Below are 15016 nucleotides of genomic sequence, written 5' to 3'. Positions count from 1 at the left end.
GTAATATCATGCGGGCCTGCTTCAGTGGGGACCCGCTTCAAGGAGTTTTAATGGACCGCCGTGATTCCATGACGAGCTTCGGCCAGGTCGCCGAAGCCATCGCACGCGTATCTCAAGGGCGTCCGGGCCACATCGTCGATACGCTCATCGCCGAGCGGGGCAAGCGGATCGTCGGCAGTCCGTTCTGGCCGGTCATGCGTCCGTTTCTCTACACGCTGCTGCGCTACGGCCGGGCGATCGAGTTCGCCGACGACATTGCGCCGAAGTCCGGCTACCAGTGTTTCGAATATCTGAGCGCGCATCTGAAGCTGAAGCTTTCGGTCAAAAACGAGGAGCGGATCCCCGAAAAGGGCGGTTTCATCCTCGTCAGCAACCATCCGACCGGCATTGCCGACGGCGTCGCCGTGTTCGACCTGTTGAAGTCGCGCCGTCCGGACCTGATGGTGTTTGCCAACCGCGATGCGGTGCGGGTCAATCCGCGTTTTGCCGAAATGATCATTCCCGTCGAATGGCGCGACGATCACAAGAGCAAGCTCAAGACCCGCGAGACGCTGGTTCTCACCAACAAGGCGGTCGAGGAGGGCAAGGTGATGATCCTGTTCCCATCCGGGCGCATCGCCTATTGGGAAAATGGTCGGCTGAACGAGCGTCCGTGGAAGACCTCGGCCGTCGGACTTGCTCGCAAATACAATCTGCCGATCCTGCCTGTCCACATGACGGCACGCAATTCCGGGCTGTTCTACTGGCTTGCCAAATGGTCGACCGAGCTGCGCGACATGACGGTGTTCCATGAGCTCCTCAACAAGAAGGGCAACCAGTTCGATTTCACCATCGGGCACATGATCCAACCGGACCAGCTGGAGGGTGACGTCGTCGAGGTCACCAAGGCGCTGGAGCGGCATACGGTTTTCGGTCTCGCAGCCGACGGCGATGCGCAGTTTGTGCCACAATCAGTAGTCCTCGAGGAAGCGCTCCAGGCCCCGGTTCAGGCGTAGATACTGCTGGCGATCGAGCTCTTTGATCGCCCGCTCTTCGGTCGCAGACACTGCCGATGTCGCAGGCTGTTGCCTCGGCCGCGCGGGCGCCGTCGGCGTCATCTTCTGCGGCTTCGGTTTTTGTCTCAGTTTCTCTTTCTCTTTCTCTTCCTCTTCCGTCAGCGTCGGCATGGAGAGTGCAAACAGCAGCCGGTGCTTGTGGATGCGCGACGCGGAATTCGTCATGTGACCTGAGCCCCTGACCTTCCTCCAGATTTTGGTAGAGTCCGTCACATCAAGGAGACGGACGAATGAAGCGTTCACGGTTCACGGAAGAACAGATCATCGGGATATTGAAGGAGCAGGAGGCGGGCGCGAAGACGGCGGACGTCTGCCGCAAGCACGGCATCTCGGACGCAACCTTCTACAAATACAAGGCGAAGTATGGCGGCATGGACGTGTCCGATGCGCGCAAGCTGAAGGCGCTTGAGGACGAGAATGCCAAGCTGAAGAAACTGCTCGCCGAAGCCATGCTGGACAATGCGATCCTGAAGGATGTCGCTGCAAAAAAATGGTGACGCCCGATGTGAAGCGGGATGCGGTGGCTCATGTCTGTGCGCAGCATGGGGTGAGCCAGCGTCGGGCGTGCGAGGTTCTGTCGGTGGATCGGTCGAGCATGCGATATCGCAGCGTGCGGCCTGACGATGCGGCCATTCGTGAGGCGATGAAGAAGGTGGCATCTGAACGACGCCGCTTCGGTTATCGCCGTATCCACGTCATGCTCGACCGGCAGGGGATCGTCATGAACCTGAAGAAGCTTCGGCGTCTTTATCGGGAGGAGAAGCTGACGGTGCGCAAGCGCGGCGGCCGGAAGCGAGCCTTGGGGACAAGGCGTCCTCTGGCTCTGCCCTCGCGTCCCAATGAGCGCTGGAGCCTGGACTTCGTCAGCGATGCCTTCACCGACGGTCGCCGCTTTCGGGTCCTGGCCGTCGTTGACGACTTCACCCGCGAATGCCTATGCCTGGTCGCCGATACATCCCTGTCAGGCGCAAGGCTTGCCCGTGAACTGGATAGTCTCATCGCCAGACGCGGAAAACCGAGGACGATTGTCTCGGACAACGGGACGGAGATGACCAGCATGGCCATCCTCAAATGGTGCCAGGAGAGCAAGGTCGAATGGCATTACATCGCCCCCGGCAAGCCGATGCAAAACGGCTTCGTCGAAAGCTTCAACGGCAGCTTCCGCGACGAGTGCCTGAACGAGACGCTGTTCTCGTCGCTCGCTCAGGCCCGCGCCGCAATCACTGCATGGAAGGAGGATTACAACAGAAACAGACCGCACTCGTCGCTGGGCAATATCACCCCCAGCGAATTCGCAATGAAAATGGCCATGGAAAAACAGGCCGCATGAGGCCAGATTAAAAATCCAAGACTCTCCCGAAAACTGGAGGGAGATTGGGTCTCAGGTCACATGCCGAGGCTCGATATCGTGACACCGGAGGTCACCGGGTTGAGCTCGATCTTCGGATCGATATTTCCCTTCAGCGTGGTCGAGAATTCCAGCGTATCGGCCATGGTGATCACGTCGGTGCCGCTCGGGGCTTTGAGATTGCCTTTCTCGTTGAGCCATACGAATGTCTCGAGCGTTTCCTTCAAGCCGATCCGTCCGACGATCGGGTAGATGAGGTTGCCGCTTCTCGCTTTCGGGGCACAGTATAGGTCGTTGACCTCAGTCGCCAGCTTCGCGAATTCATCGGTGACACGAAAGCTGCGGTTGTTCTGGCGGGACAGATCGACGCTGCTGCCCAGTCCGAGACTGCGGGTGCCGTTCGAGAACGGGTTGAGCAGGCCCAACGAAAACCCGTGGCTGTCCATTTCCGTCATGTTGAGCTGAAAGTCGTACGCGATGAACGACTTGGCATAGCGGTCGAAATAGAGACTGATGTCCGGGCTGTAGCGGCGTGTGAAAGCATCGGCATAGGTTACCGTCCCGGCTAGAAGCTCTGCAGAGAGCTGCTTCTCCGCCGGGGATCCGTATTCGCACAGTAGCTCCGTGGCGATCTCGCGGATGGCATCGCGCGCCTCGCAGCGCACCTTGGCGACAATCTGGTAGGTCGTATCCGGCTTGGAGAAATCCTCTGGCAGAGGATGAATATTGCAGCCGGCCAGCAGAATAGCAGGCACGACAAGCGTCGTCATCGACTTGCAGAACATCCGTAGCCCCCACTCCGGTTAGGACTCTACCTATAGTTAATTTTTATTTACGATACAACCTAAATTTCACGCCGCGATGTGTGTCGTCAACGGCGGGAGCGCCAAACAGCGGTTCCCTTTCGTTCCGGTTTTGGGCATGGTCCCGCCATGGACACAGATTCGTCCGACCTGTTCGGTCCGCTCCTCGATAAGCCCGTCGCGGCCGTCGTGCCGGTCCTGGTGCCTTTGCCGGTGCCGGGTCCGTATAGCTATGCCGTGCCCGAGGGACTGACTGTTGTGCCCGGTTCGGTCGTGCAGGTGCCGGTCGGCCCACGCCAGATGATCGGCGTCGTGTGGGATGGCGCAGACGACAGCACGCTCGACCCGAAGAAGCTTCGACCGATCACGCTCGCTTTCGATTGCCCGCCGCTCTCCAAGGAGATGCGCGATTTCGTCGACTGGGTCTCGGCCTACACGCTGTCGCCGCCGGGTTTCGTGGCCCGCATGGCGATCCGGGCGCCGGCAGCGCTCGATCCGGAACCAATGGTGGAGGGTCTGCGCTTTGTGGGCGGCGAGCCGGCGCGATTGACACCGGCCAGAACCCGGGTGCTGGACCTTGCGAAAGAGCAGGAAGCGCCCTGGACCCGCAGCGGCCTTGCGCATGCGGCCGGCGTTTCCCTGAGCGTCGTTGACGGATTGATCAAGCAGGGTGTGTTCGACACGATTTTCCTGCCGCCGCCGCCTGTCGTGGCACGGCCTGACCCGGATTATACTGCGCCCCGCATCGAGGGACCTCAAAAGGGAGCGGCCGAAGAGATCGTCGCTTCGGTTAGCGCCGGCGGGTTTGCCGCCTCGCTGATCGATGGCGTCACCGGGTCCGGCAAGACGGAAGTCTATTTCGAGGCGATTGCCCAGGCGGTCCGACAAGACAAGCAGGTTCTGATCCTGTTGCCGGAAATCGCACTCACGTCGAGCTTTCTCGATCGGTTCGAGCAGCGGTTCGGGGCAAAGCCTGCCGAATGGCATTCGGATCTTTCCCCCCGTATCCGCGAAAAGGTCTGGCGCGGCGTCGTGACGGGCGAGGTGAGGGTTGTTGCCGGGGCCCGTTCGGCTCTGTTCCTACCATTCGAGGACTTGGGACTGATCGTCATCGACGAAGAACACGACCCTGCCTACAAGCAGGAGGACCGCGTCTTCTACAATGCCCGCGACATGGCGGTGGTCCGGGCTCGCATCGGCGATTTCCCGATCGTGCTTGTGTCGGCAACGCCATCCGTGGAAAGCCAGGTCAACGGGTTGTCTGGGCGCTATACTACGGTCCACCTGCCGACCCGCTTTGGCGATGCGGCGCTGCCGGACCTGCATCTGGTGGACATGCGCCGGCATCCGCCGGAACGCGGCGGGTTCCTCTCGCCGATTCTCCTGCGCGGTATGAAGAAGGCGCTTGAGCGCGGCGAGCAGTCGCTGCTGTTTCTCAACCGTCGCGGCTATGCGCCGCTGACGCTCTGCCGGGTCTGCGGCCATCGCTTCCAGTGCCCGCAATGTTCGAGCTGGCTGGTGGAGCATCGCTTCAGAAACCAGATCCAGTGCCATCAGTGCGGCTATCACGAACATACGCCAGAAGCCTGCCCGGAATGCGGAACGTTCGATCACCTCGTCGCCTGCGGGCCGGGCGTGGAGCGTATCGCGGAAGAGGTGGAGAAGCATTTCCCGGAAGCGCGCACGATTGTCATGTCGTCGGACCTGCTCGGCGGCGTCAAGCGGCTGCGGATGGAGCTCGATGCGATCGCCAAGGGCGATGTGGATATCGTGATCGGCACTCAGCTGGTGGCGAAGGGTCATAACTTTCCGCTGATGACGCTGGTCGGCATCGTAGATGCGGATCTCGGCCTGTCGAACGGCGACCCGCGGGCGGCCGAGAGGACGTTCCAGTTGCTCAGCCAGGTAACGGGCCGCGCCGGGCGAACAGGGTTGAAGAGCCATGGCCTGATCCAGACGTTCCAGCCGCAGCATCCCGTCATGCAGGCAATCGTCTCAGGCGATGCGGGCGCGTTCTACGAGCGTGAGATCGCAGAGCGCGAAAAGGCGATCCTGCCGCCGTTCGGGCGGCTTGCGTCGCTGATCGTCTCGGCCGATACGCGCGCCGATGCGGAAACCCATGCACGGGGATTGCGCGCGGCCGCACCAAGGGTGACCGGGATTTCCGTGCTTGGTCCAGCTGAAGCGCCGCTCGCGCTGGTACGCGGCCGCCATCGATTCCGGCTTTTGGTGCACGGACGGCGCAATTCCGACATGCAGGCTTTCCTGAAGGCGATGATGTCTGCCGGCCCGAAGGTCCGTGGTACGGTGCAGATCCAGCTCGATATCGATCCTCAGAGTTTTCTCTGATCCTATCTTTGCGAGTTGTTTACCGCTTTCGATAAAATCGCCGCACAAGAACGATTCGAGGATTCCATGGAACTGTATTTCCCCACCGAGACCGGCGAGCAGCTGGCGTTTGTCTGCGCTGCCGCGACGGCTCTCATCGGGCTCCTCATCCTCCTGTTTCCCGGCCCCTGCCTGCGGCTTTCGGCGTTCCGTGTCGGCGATGTCCGGCCGGAGGGTTACGGATCGGTGCGGGCCGCCGGCGCTCAGTATGTCGGCCTCGGCGTCGTGCCGATCATCTTTGCCCAGGACTGGTTCTATATGGTGCTCGGCATCGTGCTTGGTCTGGGGGCATTCGGAAGGCTGGTCTCGTTTGCTTTCGATCGTGGCGCAACTGTGAAAAACACGCTGATTTTCCTACTACAAGTTGTCCTTTCAGCCGGCCCGCTCGCCTATGTCTTCGGCTATCTCTGAGCTTTCCAATCAAGAGCGTTCATCTCAGACGCGGTCAATTCCAGCGGTGTCCGACATAAAAACGACTCAAGCTCTAGTCCCAGGGGCGTTTTCCCGCCTCTCCCGTGTTGCGAGTCCCTACATCCTATGCTAGACGGACCGCGAAAGTCGGAAAGGGTGGGGTGGAGGCCCCGCTGGTTCTGATTAAAAATCAAATATTTTCAAGGTCTTGCTGATCCTCTAAAAAAGGGCGCAGCGCTTGGATGGCAATTCAGGGAAACTGTGCCCGTGGCTGACACGTCCCCGCTTATTTCCGGTGTCGCAGAGCGTTACGCTTCTTCGCTTTTTGAGCTCGCGCTCGAAACCGGTTCCATCGATAAAGTCAGCGCCGATCTCGATCGGTTTCAGGCGTTGCTGGATGAGAGCGAAGACCTTCGGCGTCTGGTTGCAAGCCCGGTGTTTTCCGCCCACGATCAGCAGAACGCGGTGACAGCCGTTGCCGAAAAGGCTGGCATCACAGGTGCTGTTCTCAACTTCATCAAGGTCGTTGCCGGCAACCGCCGTCTGTTTGCTCTGCCGGGCATGATCCGTAGCTTCCGTCAAATCGCTGCCGAGCATCGTGGCGAGGTTACCGCAGAGGTAACGTCTGCCCACGCGCTCACCCCAGCGCAGGAAACTGAACTTAAGTCGGCGCTGAAGGGCGTCACCGGCAAGGATGTGACAATCGCCGTTACGATCGATCCGTCGATCCTCGGTGGCCTGATCGTCAAGGTCGGGTCGCGTCAGATCGATACGTCCCTTCGCACCAAACTTTCCACCCTTAAGCTTGCATTGAAAGAGGTCGGCTGATGGATATCCGTGCAGCGGAAATTTCCGCAATTCTCAAGGACCAGATCAAGAACTTCGGCCAGGAAGCCGAAGTCTCTGAAGTCGGCCAGGTTCTGTCCGTCGGTGACGGTATCGCTCGCGTTTACGGCCTCGACAATGTCCAGGCTGGTGAAATGGTCGAGTTCCCGGGCGGTGTCCGCGGTATGGCGCTGAACCTCGAATCCGACAATGTCGGCGTGGTTATCTTCGGCTCCGACCGTAACATCAAGGAAGGCGACACCGTCAAGCGGACCGGCGCCATCGTTGACGTTCCTGTCGGTCCGGAACTGCTCGGCCGCGTCGTTGACGCGCTCGGCAACCCGATCGACGGCAAGGGCCCGATCAACGCGACCCGCCGTTCGCGCGTCGACGTCAAGGCTCCAGGCATCATTCCACGCAAGTCGGTTCATGAGCCGATGTCGACCGGCCTCAAGGCCATCGATGCTCTGATCCCGGTTGGCCGCGGCCAGCGCGAGCTCGTCATCGGCGACCGTCAGACCGGCAAGACCGCGATCATTCTCGACGCGTTCCTGAACCAGAAGGCCATTCACGAGAACGGCCCGGAAAACGACAAGCTGTTCTGCGTGTACGTGGCCATCGGCCAGAAGCGCTCGACGGTTGCCCAGTTCGTCAAGGTTCTTGAAGAACGCGGCGCACTGCCTTACTCGATCATCGTCGCTGCGACGGCATCCGACGCTGCACCGATGCAGTATCTTGCTCCGTTCGCCGGTTGCGCGATGGGCGAGTACTTCCGCGACAACGGTCAGCACGCGCTGATCGCTTATGACGACCTTTCCAAGCAGGCCGTTGCATATCGTCAGATGTCCCTGTTGCTGCGTCGTCCTCCGGGCCGCGAAGCTTACCCCGGCGACGTCTTCTATCTGCACTCGCGTCTTCTCGAGCGCGCTGCCAAGCTCTCCGACGAGCGTGGCGCCGGTTCGCTGACGGCTCTGCCTGTCATCGAAACCCAGGGTAACGACGTTTCGGCGTTTATTCCGACCAACGTGATCTCGATCACCGATGGCCAGATCTTCCTTGAAACCGACCTGTTCTACCAGGGTATCCGTCCGGCCGTGAACGTCGGTCTGTCGGTGTCCCGCGTTGGCTCGGCCGCGCAGATCAAGGCGATGAAGCAGGTTGCTGGCTCGATCAAGGGCGAGCTTGCCCAGTATCGTGAAATGGCTGCGTTCGCGCAGTTCGGCTCCGACCTCGACGCCTCGACCCAGCGCCTGCTGAACCGCGGTGCACGCCTGACCGAACTTCTGAAGCAGCCGCAGTTCTCGCCGCTGAAGACCGAAGAACAGGTTGCGGTGATCTTTGCGGGCGTCAACGGCTACCTCGACAAGATCGCGGTTTCCGATGTCGGCAAGTTCGAGCAGGGTCTGCTTTCCTACCTTCGTTCCGAAGGCAAGGCGGTTCTCGAAACGATCCGCAGCGAGAAGCAGGTTTCCGACGACACGAAGGCAAAGCTCAAGGCAGCTCTCGACAGCTACGCCAAGTCTTTCGCCTAAAACGGATCTAGATCGAGGACCGATAACGGATGCCTTCACTTAAGGATCTGAAAAACCGGATCGCCTCCGTCAAGGCGACGCAGAAGATCACCAGGGCGATGAAAATGGTCGCCGCTGCGAAACTGCGCCGTGCACAGGAGGCGGCCGAGGCTGCCCGTCCTTATGCGGAGCGTATGACCAAGGTATTGGCCAGCCTCACGGCTGCCAATGCCGGCAATGCCGAAGCACCGCTTCTCTTGTCCGGGACAGGCAAGGATCAGGTTCATCTCCTGATCGTTGCGACCGGCGAGCGTGGTCTGGCGGGGGGCTTCAACTCCTCGATCGTCCGTCTGGCACGCGAGCATGCACTGAAGCTGATTGCACAGGGCAAGACGGTCAAGATCCTGACCGTCGGCCGCAAGGGCAACGACGTGCTTCGCCGTACGTTCAAGGACAACATCGTCCACTACGTGACCTTCCGCGAAGTCAAGCAGCTTGGTTTCGTCCAGGCCGACGAAGTGGCCCACAAGGTGCTCGAGCTGTTCAACGCCGGCGAATTCGACGTTGCGACGCTTTTCTTTGCGCGCTTCCAGTCGGTTATCGCGCAGGTGGCAACTGCCCAGCAGATCATCCCCGCAAAGTTCGACGTCAGGGATGCAGCACAGCCGGATGCCGGTTCTGCCGCACTTTACGAATACGAGCCGAGCGAACAGGAAATCCTGGAAGACCTGCTGCCGAAGAACATCGCAGTGCAGATCTTCCGTGCACTTCTTGAAAACAACGCTTCCTTCTATGGCGCGCAGATGTCTGCAATGGACAACGCGACGCGCAATGCCGGTGACATGATCAACAAGCTGACGCTCTCCTACAACCGTCAGCGCCAGGCACAGATCACCAAGGAACTCATCGAAATCATTTCGGGCGCGGAAGCGCTCTGAGGTAAAGAAAGAGGGTAATAATCATGGCTACCGCAACGGGCACGTCCCTCGGCAAAGTGACCCAGGTTATCGGCGCTGTCGTCGACGTGGCGTTCGACGGCGAACTGCCGGCGATCCTCAACGCGCTTGAAACAGAGAACAACGGCAACCGCCTCGTTCTCGAAGTCGCGCAGCATCTTGGTGAAAACCAGGTTCGCACCATCGCCATGGACTCGACCGAAGGTCTTGTTCGCGGTCAGCGCGTTACCGATACCGGCGCTCCGATCACCGTTCCGGTTGGTCCTGAGACGCTCGGCCGCATCATGAACGTCATCGGCGAGCCGGTCGACGAAGCTGGTCCGCTGATCACGTCGGGCAAGCGCTCCATCCACCAGGAAGCACCGTCCTACGTCGAGCAGTCGACCGAAGGCCAGATCCTGGTAACCGGCATCAAGGTCGTCGATCTGCTGGCTCCCTATTCCAAGGGCGGTAAGGTCGGCCTGTTCGGCGGCGCCGGCGTTGGCAAGACCGTTCTCATCATGGAACTGATCAACAACGTCGCCAAGGCGCACGGTGGTTACTCGGTATTTGCTGGCGTGGGTGAACGTACCCGCGAAGGCAACGACCTTTACCACGAAATGATCGAATCCGGCGTGAACAAGCATGGCGGCGGCGAAGGCTCGAAGGCAGCTCTCGTTTACGGCCAGATGAACGAACCTCCGGGTGCGCGCGCTCGCGTCGCTCTGACGGGTCTGACCATCGCTGAAGACTTCCGCGACAAAGGCCAGGACGTTCTGTTCTTCGTGGACAACATCTTCCGCTTTACCCAGGCAGGTTCCGAAGTGTCGGCTCTTCTCGGCCGTATTCCTTCGGCCGTTGGTTATCAGCCGACGCTTGCGACCGACATGGGTCAGATGCAGGAACGCATCACCACCACGACCAAGGGTTCGATCACCTCGGTTCAGGCCATCTACGTTCCCGCCGACGACTTGACCGACCCGGCTCCTGCAACCTCGTTCGCCCACTTGGACGCAACGACGGTTCTGTCGCGCTCTATCGCTGAAAAGGGTATCTACCCGGCTGTGGATCCGCTCGACTCGACCTCGCGCATGCTCGACCCGCTGGTTGTCGGCGAAGAGCACTACGAGATCGCTCGTAAGGTTCAGACGACGCTTCAGCGCTACAAGGCTCTGCAGGACATCATCGCCATCCTCGGCATGGACGAACTGTCCGAAGAGGACAAGATGACCGTTCAGCGCGCCCGCAAGATCGAGCGCTTCCTGTCGCAGCCATTCTTCGTCGCCGAAGTCTTCACCGGTGCGCCGGGCAAGCTGGTTGCTCTCGAAGACACGATCAAGGGCTTCAAGGGCCTCGTTGCCGGCGAATACGATCACCTGCCGGAAGCTGCCTTCTACATGGTCGGCTCGATCGAAGAAGCGATTGAAAAGGCCAAGAAGCTTTCCGAAGCTGCTTGATCCTATAAGACGGCGCGCGGGACATGATCCGGCGCGCCATTCCTGCTTGAAACACTCGAGGGAAGTGGACCTTAATGGCCGACGCTTTCAAATTTGAACTGGTATCGCCCGAGCGCCTGCTCGTTTCGGAGAATGTCTCCGAAGTGGTGATCCCGGCAACGCTTGGCGAAATGACGGTGCTTGCCAACCATGCGCCGACGATGACGACGATCAAGCCGGGCGTCGTGTCCGTGAAGCTTGCCTCGGGTCAGGTCACCAAATACGTCGTTTTCGGTGGCTTTGCCGATATCGTTCAGGACAGCTGTACGCTGCTCGCGGAATCCGCTGTGCCGGTCACCGAACTGAACCAGGACACGCTGCAGAAGCGCATCGATGCCACGCAGGCTGCCATCGACAACGCCAACAGCGACGAGCACAAGACCAAGCTCGAACAGTTCCTCTCCGAACTGACGCATCTGAACGGTATCGTCGTTCCGGCCTGATTTTTCAGAGTTCGATATAATTTACGAAGGGCGGTCCATCGGGCCGCCTTTCGCGTTTTAGCGCTTTCGGTGCCTATGGGTTTCCGAGCAGGTGCTGGTGGAGACGTGCGGCGCCCGGGGTGAGCGAGCGGTAGCGCGGCATGCCGAGATAGTAGCCATAGCCCGTATCGAGCTGGGCCGTGCCAAGTTCCACCAGTGTTCCGGACGCGAGCTCCTCGGCAATCAATCCTCTGCTGCCAAGCGTTACGCCCTCGCCGCGCAGGGCGGCATCTATCGCCAGTGAGTAGGTTGAGAAGGACAGGCGCGGCTTGATCGCAGCCTTCGGTGGCTTCGGCAACCGCGCGAACCATTGCCTTAGCGAAATCCAGTGGGCGTTGGCCCGCTCGTAATCGATCAGGTCCAACTGGGTCATGGCGTCTGCTGTCAGCGAGGCTGCATCGAGCCCCCGTCTTTCCACATAGGCGGGGGAGGCGACGGGGACGAGGCTTTCCCGGATCAACAAAGTGAGGTTCCACCGCGGGTGTTCGCCGGCGGCATAGAGGATGACGAGGTCGTTGGCCTCAGATGCCAGTTCCGACGGCACGTCGGTTGTCAGTAAACGCACGGAGACCGATGGGCTTTCATTGTCGAAATCCTTCAGGCGCTTGCCGAGCCACAGATGGGACACCGAGCTGCTGGCGGCGATCGAGATGGTTTCGCGGCCACCGCCCCGGAACGGCTCCAGACTTTCCTCCAGATATTCCAACGTAGCGCGCACCCTCTGGGCAAGCCGGTCTCCCTCTGGCGTCAGCGCTAGATTGCGTCCGCGGCGGGTGAAAAGCTTAGCGCCGAGCTGTTCTTCCAGCCCCTGGATACGACGGCTGACGGCGGCCTGGGTGATGTGGAGCTCACGGCCCGCGCGGGAGAAATTCATGAACCGGCATGCGGCATCGAAGACACGGAAGGCTTCGAGCGGAATTCTGTCCAGCATTTCACGCTCCATGATCTCAAGTCATCAGTAAGCCCGAAAAACCGATGGATTTGAAGAGTTCAAATTGTGATGCACACTGTCGCCACGTGATCTTGTCCGGGGTGTCTCCATCATGCAGTTCTCGACTTCGTCAGTTCCAGACATCCGCTTCGGCACGGGGCTATTCCGCGATCTCGCCTCCGCTGTCAGAGGATTCGAGGACGTGGCGATCGCAACCGTTGTCATGGACGGGTTCCTGGCATCGAGCGGGCTCGCCGCAGCACTTGCGGATGAGTTGGTCACCGCCGGGATCGAGCCGCGACTTTATTGTGATTTCTCGGGCGAGCCCAAACTCACGCATCTTCGCGCTGCAAGCGAACTCGCCCGCGGTTCCGATCTCGTCATCGGCATCGGTGGTGGATCGGCGCTGGATATCGCTAAGATCGCGGCCTGCTGCGCCGCGTCCGGCGAGGACCCGATGCATTATGCGCTGGCGGCTAATCCGCTTCCAAGCAACCCTCTGAAGAAAATCATGGTGCCGACGACGGCGGGAACCGGCTCGGAAACATCAGCGACCAATATCTTTGCCGGGCCGGAAGGCAAGAAGCTGTGGATCTGGGGAGGGGAGACCAAGGCGGATCTCGTCATCCTCGACCCGGAGCTCACCATTTCGCTTCCGCCGCACCTGACGGCGTGGTGCGGCATGGATGCCTTTATTCACGCTTTCGAGGCGGCAACGAACCGCAACACCCATGCCGGCGCGAAACTCTATGCCCATGAGGCCATGCGGCTGGTGGGAGGTTCGCTGGAAACGGCCGTCAAGGCTCCAGGCAATCTCGATGCGCGCGGCAAGGTGCTGCTCGGCTCCTGCTATGCCGGTATTGCGATCGACAATTGCGGTACGGCTGTCGCCCACAATATCAGTCACGCACTGGCCGGGCTTGCGCCGGTTCATCACGGGCTTGCAACGGCGCTCGGTTTCGAGGCGACGCTTTCGTGGCTGTGCGATGCCGGTACGCCGGACTTGAATGACTCGGCCCATGTGCTGGGTCTTGCCGATGTGCAGGCGCTGCCCGGGTTCGTTACCGATCTCATGGATCGCTGCGGGGTACAGCGCGCGCTGCCGAGGGCATTCGACGCCTTTTCAGCGTCAGACCTCGCCGCCGAAATGCGGGCGGCGGAAAACCAGCCGATGCGCCGCTCGACCGTGCGCGAGGTATCCGACGCCGATATCGATGCCTTCGCGAACACGATCATGGCGCTGCCGAAGACGCTTTAGGAACAGGGATACTCTGATGACCACGACCTATACCCGCGATTACTGGGAAAGCGCGCTTTCCACGCTCAAGCTTGAAGGCCGCCTCTTCATCGAGGGCGACTACCGCCCGGCACTATCAGGCGAGACGTTCACCCGTCCGCGTCCGATGGACGGCAAGCCGGGGACGCCGCTTGCGCGCGGGGTTGGCGCGGATATCGATGCGGCTGTGCTATCTGCCCGCGCCGCCTTCGAGAGCGGTGTGTGGCGAAAACGAGAGCCGCTCGAGAAAAAGAAGATCATGCTGCGTTGGGCAGACCTCATTCGAGCCCACGCCGAAGAGCTTGCGGTGCTCGAAACGCTCGATGTCGGCAAGCCGGTTCTGGCGTCGCTCAATGTCGATGTCCGCCTCTGCGCCGATGGCATCCAGTATTACGGCGAAATGATCGACAAGCAGTATGATGAGGTCGCACCCACCGGGCCGAATGCCCGGGCACTGGTGCGAAAGGTGCCGCTCGGCGTGATCGGGGTCATCACGCCTTGGAACTACCCGATGATCATCGATGCCTGGAAGCTCGGTCCCGCAATCGCGGCCGGCAATAGCGTCGTCCTCAAACCGGCCGAACAATCGTCTCTCTCGGCGCTCCGGCTTGCGGCACTGGCGGTGGAGGCCGGTCTTCCCCCCGGCGTGTTCAATGTCGTCACCGGCTACGGCGAAGAGGCGGGTAAGCCGCTGGCGCTGCATATGGATGTGGACATGATCGCGTTCACCGGTTCGACCGAAGTCGGCAAGCTGATCATGGGGTATGCTGCCCAATCCAACGTCAAGCGGGTGGCACTGGAGCTCGGCGGCAAGTCGCCCATCGTGGTGTTCGAGGATGCGGACCTTGATGCCGCCGCCTCGGCTGCCGCCTGGGGATGCTTCTACAATGCCGGCGAAACCTGCCATGCCTCGACCCGGCTTCTGGTGCAGCGCTCGGTTCAGGAGAAGCTGATTGCCAAGATCGAGGCGGTGACGGCAAGCGACATCGCGCTCGCGCATCCGTTCGAGCCTTCCTCCCAGATCGGCGCCCTGATCGACGAAGCGCATATGGAAAAAGTACTCGGCATGATCGCTGCCGGCGAGACGGAGGGTGCCAAACGTGTCTTCGGAGCCGAGCGGGTGCTTTCCGAAACGGGGGGCTTCTACATCTCGCCCGGCGTCTTTATCGACATGACCAACGACATGAGCCTGGCGCGGCAGGAAATATTCGGCCCGGTGCTTGCCGTCATCCCCTTCGATACGGAGGAGGAGGCGCTGCGGCTTGCCAATGATACGATCTATGGTCTGGCTGGCGCGGTGTTTACCAAAGACATGGACCGCGCCCACCGCGTTTCGGAAGCGATCCATGCGGGCACCGTGTGGATCAACACCTATGACATGGCGAATTTCTCGACGCCGTTCGGTGGGTTCAAGCAATCCGGTTTCGGACGCGACCGTTCGGTGCATGCGATCGACAAATACTGCGACTACAAGACCATCTGGCAGCAGTTCGGGTAGGAAGACCCCCTCTGGCCTGCCGGCCATCTCCCCCACAAGGGGGAGATACAGCGCGGC

14 protein-coding genes are annotated in these 15016 nt (G+C 60.6%); 11 read left to right on the top strand and 3 right to left on the bottom strand.

Annotated features, from left to right (window positions below; translation table 11 throughout):
- Positions 1-50: 50 nt before the first annotated feature.
- A complete protein-coding gene (locus J3A65_RS16340) occupies positions 51-995 on the top strand; it encodes a 1-acyl-sn-glycerol-3-phosphate acyltransferase (protein ID WP_192085730.1) in 945 nt (314 codons plus the stop codon).
- On the opposite strand, the gene J3A65_RS16335 is transcribed toward J3A65_RS16340, so the two are convergent.
- Entirely contained in the window at positions 951-1220 is a 270-nt protein-coding gene (locus J3A65_RS16335) for a hypothetical protein (RefSeq protein WP_209902298.1), read from the bottom strand. The genes J3A65_RS16340 and J3A65_RS16335 overlap by 45 nt on opposite strands.
- A gap of 65 nt (positions 1221-1285) precedes the next feature.
- Between J3A65_RS16335 and J3A65_RS16330 the strand changes: the two genes are divergently transcribed.
- Positions 1286-2385 (top strand): IS3 family transposase gene (locus J3A65_RS16330; RefSeq protein ID WP_209899056.1). Its coding sequence is split into 2 segments (ribosomal slippage): positions 1286-1538 and positions 1538-2385, totalling 1101 coding nucleotides; the frame shifts between segments, so codons are not numbered across the junction.
- A 56-nt stretch (positions 2386-2441) separates the two neighbouring features.
- Here the strand turns inward: J3A65_RS16330 and J3A65_RS16325 are convergent.
- The gene (locus J3A65_RS16325) at positions 2442-3173 is read right to left on the bottom strand and encodes a hypothetical protein (protein ID WP_209902295.1); all 732 of its coding nucleotides are present in this window, start codon (positions 3171-3173) and stop codon (positions 2442-2444) included.
- 162 nt (positions 3174-3335) lie between these two features.
- Here J3A65_RS16325 and J3A65_RS16320 point away from each other — a divergent pair, with 162 nt between their 5' ends.
- From J3A65_RS16320 to J3A65_RS16290, 7 genes are all read left to right on the top strand, one after another.
- The gene (locus tag J3A65_RS16320; protein ID WP_209902293.1) at positions 3336-5555 is read left to right on the top strand and encodes a primosomal protein N'; all 2220 of its coding nucleotides are present in this window, start codon (positions 3336-3338) and stop codon (positions 5553-5555) included.
- Positions 5556-5621: 66 nt separating this feature from the next.
- The gene (locus tag J3A65_RS16315) at positions 5622-6005 is read left to right on the top strand and encodes a hypothetical protein (protein ID WP_062462528.1); all 384 of its coding nucleotides are present in this window, start codon (positions 5622-5624) and stop codon (positions 6003-6005) included.
- Positions 6006-6266: 261 nt separating this feature from the next.
- The gene (locus J3A65_RS16310) at positions 6267-6833 is read left to right on the top strand and encodes a F0F1 ATP synthase subunit delta (protein WP_062581709.1); all 567 of its coding nucleotides are present in this window, start codon (positions 6267-6269) and stop codon (positions 6831-6833) included.
- Entirely contained in the window at positions 6833-8362 is a 1530-nt protein-coding gene (gene atpA / locus J3A65_RS16305) for a F0F1 ATP synthase subunit alpha (RefSeq protein ID WP_174197129.1), read from the top strand. Before J3A65_RS16310 ends, atpA begins: the two co-directional genes overlap by 1 nt.
- Positions 8363-8391: 29 nt before the next feature.
- Entirely contained in the window at positions 8392-9279 is an 888-nt protein-coding gene (locus J3A65_RS16300; RefSeq protein WP_062581712.1) for a F0F1 ATP synthase subunit gamma, read from the top strand.
- Positions 9280-9302: 23 nt separating this feature from the next.
- A complete protein-coding gene (gene atpD / locus J3A65_RS16295) occupies positions 9303-10733 on the top strand; it encodes a F0F1 ATP synthase subunit beta (protein ID WP_062581713.1) in 1431 nt (476 codons plus the stop codon).
- Between the two features lie 74 nt (positions 10734-10807).
- On the top strand, positions 10808-11215 hold the full coding sequence (locus J3A65_RS16290; protein WP_062462547.1) for a F0F1 ATP synthase subunit epsilon: 408 nt from the start codon (positions 10808-10810) through the stop codon (positions 11213-11215).
- Positions 11216-11288: 73 nt separating this feature from the next.
- On the opposite strand, the gene J3A65_RS16285 is transcribed toward J3A65_RS16290, so the two are convergent.
- Positions 11289-12185 carry a LysR substrate-binding domain-containing protein gene (locus tag J3A65_RS16285; protein ID WP_209902290.1) on the bottom strand — a complete coding sequence of 299 codons (897 nt, stop codon included), beginning with the start codon at positions 12183-12185 and terminating at the stop codon, positions 11289-11291.
- 112 nt (positions 12186-12297) lie between these two features.
- Between J3A65_RS16285 and J3A65_RS16280 the strand changes: the two genes are divergently transcribed.
- Both J3A65_RS16280 and J3A65_RS16275 read left to right on the top strand, forming a co-directional pair.
- The gene (locus J3A65_RS16280; RefSeq protein WP_209902288.1) at positions 12298-13443 is read left to right on the top strand and encodes an iron-containing alcohol dehydrogenase; all 1146 of its coding nucleotides are present in this window, start codon (positions 12298-12300) and stop codon (positions 13441-13443) included.
- 16 nt (positions 13444-13459) lie between these two features.
- Positions 13460-14959: an aldehyde dehydrogenase family protein gene (locus J3A65_RS16275; protein WP_209902286.1), complete on the top strand. Its 1500-nt coding sequence runs from the start codon at positions 13460-13462 to the stop codon at positions 14957-14959.
- Positions 14960-15016 lie beyond the last annotated feature (57 nt).

The organism is Rhizobium sp. PvP014, from assembly GCF_017876855.1.
In the GTDB taxonomy this organism is placed as follows: domain Bacteria; phylum Pseudomonadota; class Alphaproteobacteria; order Rhizobiales; family Rhizobiaceae; genus Neorhizobium; species Neorhizobium soli.
The sequence above is the reverse complement of the archived record's forward strand: the minus strand, read 5'-3'. Positions and strand labels throughout refer to the sequence as shown.